Annotated in this window: 4 protein-coding genes and 1 pseudogene; 2 read left to right on the forward strand and 3 right to left on the reverse strand. The window is 64.9% G+C overall.

From position 1 onward, the window contains the following. Together EN925_RS24775 and EN925_RS24780 are read right to left on the reverse strand one after the other, a co-directional pair. Positions 1-547, reverse strand: a 547-nt coding sequence (locus EN925_RS24775) for an anti-sigma factor (protein WP_128337002.1), incomplete at its 3' end; no start/stop codon positions are given. After that, complete coding sequence (locus EN925_RS24780; RefSeq protein WP_013528490.1) at positions 544-1,083, reverse strand: sigma-70 family RNA polymerase sigma factor; 540 nt, start codon at positions 1,081-1,083, stop codon at positions 544-546. The genes EN925_RS24775 and EN925_RS24780, both read right to left, overlap by 4 nt. Before the next feature lie 152 nt (positions 1,084-1,235). Here EN925_RS24780 and EN925_RS24785 point away from each other — a divergent pair, with 152 nt between their 5' ends. Further along, positions 1,236-2,735, forward strand: coding sequence for an amidase (locus EN925_RS24785; protein ID WP_127370182.1), 1,500 nt, complete (start codon positions 1,236-1,238; stop codon positions 2,733-2,735). A gap of 103 nt (positions 2,736-2,838) precedes the next feature. Beyond that, a complete protein-coding gene (argB, locus tag EN925_RS24790) occupies positions 2,839-3,732 on the forward strand; it encodes an acetylglutamate kinase (protein WP_013528489.1) in 894 nt (297 codons plus the stop codon). An 8-nt stretch (positions 3,733-3,740) separates the two neighbouring features. On the opposite strand, the pseudogene EN925_RS24795 reads toward argB, so the two are convergent. Further along, positions 3,741-4,388: pseudogene (locus EN925_RS24795) on the reverse strand (magnesium-protoporphyrin IX monomethyl ester cyclase); the annotation flags it as partial.

Consider the following 4,388-nt stretch of genomic DNA (forward strand, 5'->3'; position numbering starts at 1 on the left):
GGTTCTTGCCCTCGATCATCCACAGCTCGAAGTCCTTGCCGGAAGCACGCTCACCGGAGACATGCGACAGGCCGACTTCGTGATGCGCGGCGTCGTAGACGGCAAGATATTTGACGTCGCTGCCTTCGGCGGCCAGCGAAGCGACGAGTCGCGCCTGCGGCTGCTCGACCGGTGGGTTGAGAATGGGCACGGCGATGTAAATCGCCAGTGCCGCAACCGCGGCTGCGGCAAGGCCGCGCCAGAAGGCCAGGCTGGACCACAGGCCGCCGCGCACTTCGGCGGGCCTGCTCACCGCGGCAGCGGTAGCGAACAGGCGGCGGTCGACCGCGGTCTTCACCGAAACCGGCGGCTCGACTTCCCGATAGGCGGCGGCAAGCGGTGAGAGACTGACCTCCCAGTCCTCGACAAGACGGGCGAAAGCCGTATCCGCATCAATGCGGCGAGAGACGATCTGGCGTTCGTCGGCATCGAGCACGCCGAGAACGTACTCGGCGGCGAGCAGGTCGTCGCCTCCACGTTCCGGTCCTGTGTCTTCTGCCAGCGTCATCTTTCCAGGCATTCTCTGAGTTTCAACAGGCTGCGGCGCAGCCATGTACGCATCGTGTTCAGCGGCACGCCATGGCGCTCCGCCAGTTCGGCATAGCTCTCGCCCTTGAGATAGGCGCCCCGGACGGCTGCTGCCCGGTCCTTCTCCAGCTCATCGAGACAATGGTGGATACGTTCGGATTCGTCGCCCGCCACCGCCATCGCTTCAGGCCCCGGCGCCGGATCGGCCACGTCGAGCGCGGCATCGATGTCGGCGGCGGGTTTGCGCCGCGCTCTGATGCGATCGATCGCATGATTGCGCGCGATTGCCACCAGCCAGGAGATCGGGCTTAGATCGGAAACAGCAAAACGGTCGGCCTTCGTCCATATCTTGACGAAGACTTCCTGCAGCGCTTCTTCCGCGTCTCCCCGGTCGTTCAATACACGAAGACAGACGCCAAAAAGTTTCGCGCTGGTCTGCCGGTAAAGCAGATCGAACGCGGCCCGATCCTTCATCGAAGTCCGAACGATCAGCTTGGTGATGTCCTGCGGCGTCATTGCAGGCAAATTAGGCGATTGCCATGTATTTGCAACGACGGAAATAACCTTGTGCACGCCTAAGCTTTTGTGTGTCACCGGCCCGGATCCGTCGGTCGATTGCCAATGGAATTGCCACTGGCTAGCTTGCCTTCATTGATGGGGGAGCGCGCATGTCGGTCGAACGGATCCTTTGGGAAGAAGATGCCACCGGCCTCGCCAATCTGGTCCGCAAGGGCGAGGTTTCGGCCGTCGAACTGACCGACGCCGCGATTGCCCGCGCCGAGGCCACCCGTCCCGACATCAATGCCACGGCCGAACCGCTCTACGATGCCGCCCGCGTCCGCGCCAAGACCGTCGACCCCTCGCTGCCGCTGGCTGGTGTTCCCTTCGCCATCAAGGATCTCGGCATCGCCATCAAGGGCGTGCCGACGCATGGCGGCAGCCGCATTCCGGCATGGCTGGCCGACGTCAATTCGGCGCTGACCGACCGCTATCTCGCTGCCGGACTTATCCCGATCGTCACCTCGACATCGCCGGAGCACGGGCTTCGATTGATGACCGAATCCAGGGCCTTTGGCATCACCCGCAATCCGTGGAACACCGGCCATACCAGCGGCGGCTCTTCGGGCGGTTCGGCAGCACTGGTCGCAGCCGGCGTCGTGCCGGTGGCGCATGCCTCCGATGGCGGCGGCTCGATCCGTGTGCCTGCCGCCTGCACCGGACTTGTCGGCCTGAAGACGTCGCGCGGCCGTACACCGCTGACGCCCCTGGTGAGCGAAAGCTGGTACGGCATGGTCGTCGACCATGCGCTCACCCGTTCGGTGCGCGATTGCGCGCTGCTGCTCGACCTGACCCACGGGCCCGATCCTCTGTCGCCCTATGCCGCGCCGCGGCCGAAAGGCACGTTCGCGGCTGCCGCCGCGCGCGATCCCGGCAAGCTCAGCCTGGCCGTGTACCGCAAATCGCCGCTTCGCCTGCCGATCTCGGACGAGACGCTCGAGGCGCTCGACACGGCGGTGGCGCTTGCCCGCGAGGGCGGCCACACGGTCGAGGAGATCGACTTGCCCTTTATCGGCCGCGATTTCTTCGCCGATTTCTGCAGAACGGTTGCCTCCGCCGTCGCTGGCACGATGCGGGCCGAAGCGCTGCGCGTCGGCCGTTCCGTTGCCGGCGACATCGAGCGGGCGACGCGCGTGCTCGCCCGCTTCGGCGAACTGGTGTCGGCCGGCGAGACCTATGCCGACCTGCAGCGGCTGCATGCCGCCTCACGGCGGCTGATCGCAGAGACCGCGCAGTATGACGCCGTGCTGATGCCGATCATTGCCCACCCGCCGCTTGCCTGCGGCGCAATGGATCCGAAAGGCGCCGACGACCTCATCGAGAACCTGCTCGACAAGCTTCACCTGACGCCCTTGCTGAAGCTGAAGCCGTTCTTCGGCCAGTTGATGGACAAGAGCCTCTGGTTCACCCATTGGCCGGCGATCCAGAATGTCAGCGGCCAGCCATCGATCGCCCTGCCGGTCCATGTCACCGACGCCGGCCTGCCGATCGGCGTCCAGGCTGCCGGCCGTCCGGGCGACGAGGAGACGCTTTTGTCGCTCGCCGCGCAGATGGAGAAGATCTCGGGTTGGCTGGGTCGCAGGGCGCCGCTGATGGTGCCGACACGATGACGAGGTCGTGAAGCGCTCGAATATGACAGCAAAGCCATTTGCGGGCGGCGCCAATTCCCGCTAAGACGCCGCCGTCCTTACCGATCTCCAGGGAACCAAGCCGATGACGGAAATAACCGCCACCGCCGAAATGCAGGCAGCCCTGTTGTCGCGGGCGCTGCCCTACATGCAGCGCTACGAGCACAAGACGGTCGTGGTGAAATATGGCGGCCATGCCATGGGCGACATCGAGCTCGGCAAGGCCTTCGCGCGCGACATCGCGCTGCTCAAGCAATCCGGCGTCAACCCGATCGTCGTCCACGGCGGCGGCCCGCAGATCGGCGCCATGCTGGCCAAGATGGGCATCGAATCCAAGTTCGAAGGCGGCCTGCGCGTCACCGACCAGAAGACGGTCGAGATCGTCGAAATGGTGCTGGCCGGTTCGATCAACAAGGAGATCGTCGCGCTGATCAACGCCGAGGGCGAATGGGCGATCGGCCTGTGCGGCAAGGACGGCAACATGGTGTTCGCCGAAAAGGCCCGCAAGACCATGATCGATCCGGACTCCAACATCGAGCGCGTGCTCGATCTCGGCTTCGTCGGCGAGCCGGTCGAGGTCGACCGTACCTTGCTTGATCTTCTGGCACGCTCCGAAATGATCCCGGTGCTGGCGCCGGTGGCGCCGGGACGCGATGGCCACACCTACAACATCAACGCCGACACCTTCGCCGGCGCCATTGCCGGCGCCTGCCAGGCGACGCGCCTGCTGTTCCTCACCGACGTGCCGGGTGTGCTCGACAAGAACAAGAAGCTGATCGACGAACTGACCGTGGCCGAGGCCAAGGCGCTGATCAAGGACGGCACGGTCTCGGGCGGCATGATCCCCAAGGTCGAGACCTGCATCGAAGCGATCGAGCGCGGCGTCGAAGGCGTCGTCATCCTCAACGGCAAGACCCCGCATGCGGTGCTGCTGGAACTGTTCACCGAACATGGCGCCGGCACGCTGATCGTGCCCTGAGGGGCTCGTCAGCCGGCTAACTTTCTCGCCTCGGAATCTTCAATATTGTCGATGGTGGGAATGGCGGGCTTTCGGGCCGGGCGTCGAACGGACATCGATTCCTCCTCGGCGTCCTGCGGCGCGCCCCAGAATTCGGCCAGCGTCGGGCCGTCTTTCACCCTGATGTCGCGGACCAGAAAGCCCCAGACCTCGCGGAACCACACGCGGCGGCCCATCTGTGTGTACCAGCGCATCGAATGGCGCTGCTCGGGATCCTTGTGGAACAGGATGCGGGCCAGCGCCTTCGGCCGTGATTGCACCGCTAGCTCGATCAGCTTGACGCTGAAGAACAGCATCCACGGCCTCAGCCGCGTCATCTGCAGCACCTGGTGCTTGTAGTCCCACAGGCGCGCATCCTGCTGGATCACCTTGCGATCCCGCGCGATGCGGAAGAACGGCGTCCAGCGATGCGGCGTCACATAAAGCGCCTGGATCTGGTCGGGGTCGTAGGCGATGAGTTGGCGAAAGCCGCGCCACAGGTCGCGAAACCCTTCGTCCTCGAAGCCGGACACCCAGGTCGCCATAGACAGGATGCCGCTGAGACGCAGCAGCCTTATCGCCTCGCGATCGGATGAGGTGCTGCCGCCCTTGCGGATCAATTGAAGCGTCTGCTCGTC

The sequence above is a fragment of the Mesorhizobium sp. M7A.F.Ca.US.006.04.2.1 genome (genome assembly GCF_004022915.1).
In the GTDB taxonomy this organism is placed as follows: domain Bacteria; phylum Pseudomonadota; class Alphaproteobacteria; order Rhizobiales; family Rhizobiaceae; genus Mesorhizobium; species Mesorhizobium ciceri.

Bases quoted from the DNA above. Each gene is read 5' to 3' on its own strand.
- EN925_RS24785 (WP_127370182.1), top strand. From the start codon at position 1,236: ATGTCGGTCGAACGGATCCTTTGGGAAGAAGATGCCACCGGCCTCGCC.
- argB (WP_013528489.1), top strand. From the start codon at position 2,839: ATGACGGAAATAACCGCCACCGCCGAAATGCAGGCAGCCCTGTTGTCG.
- EN925_RS24780 (WP_013528490.1), bottom strand. From the start codon at position 1,083: ATGACGCCGCAGGACATCACCAAGCTGATCGTTCGGACTTCGATGAAG.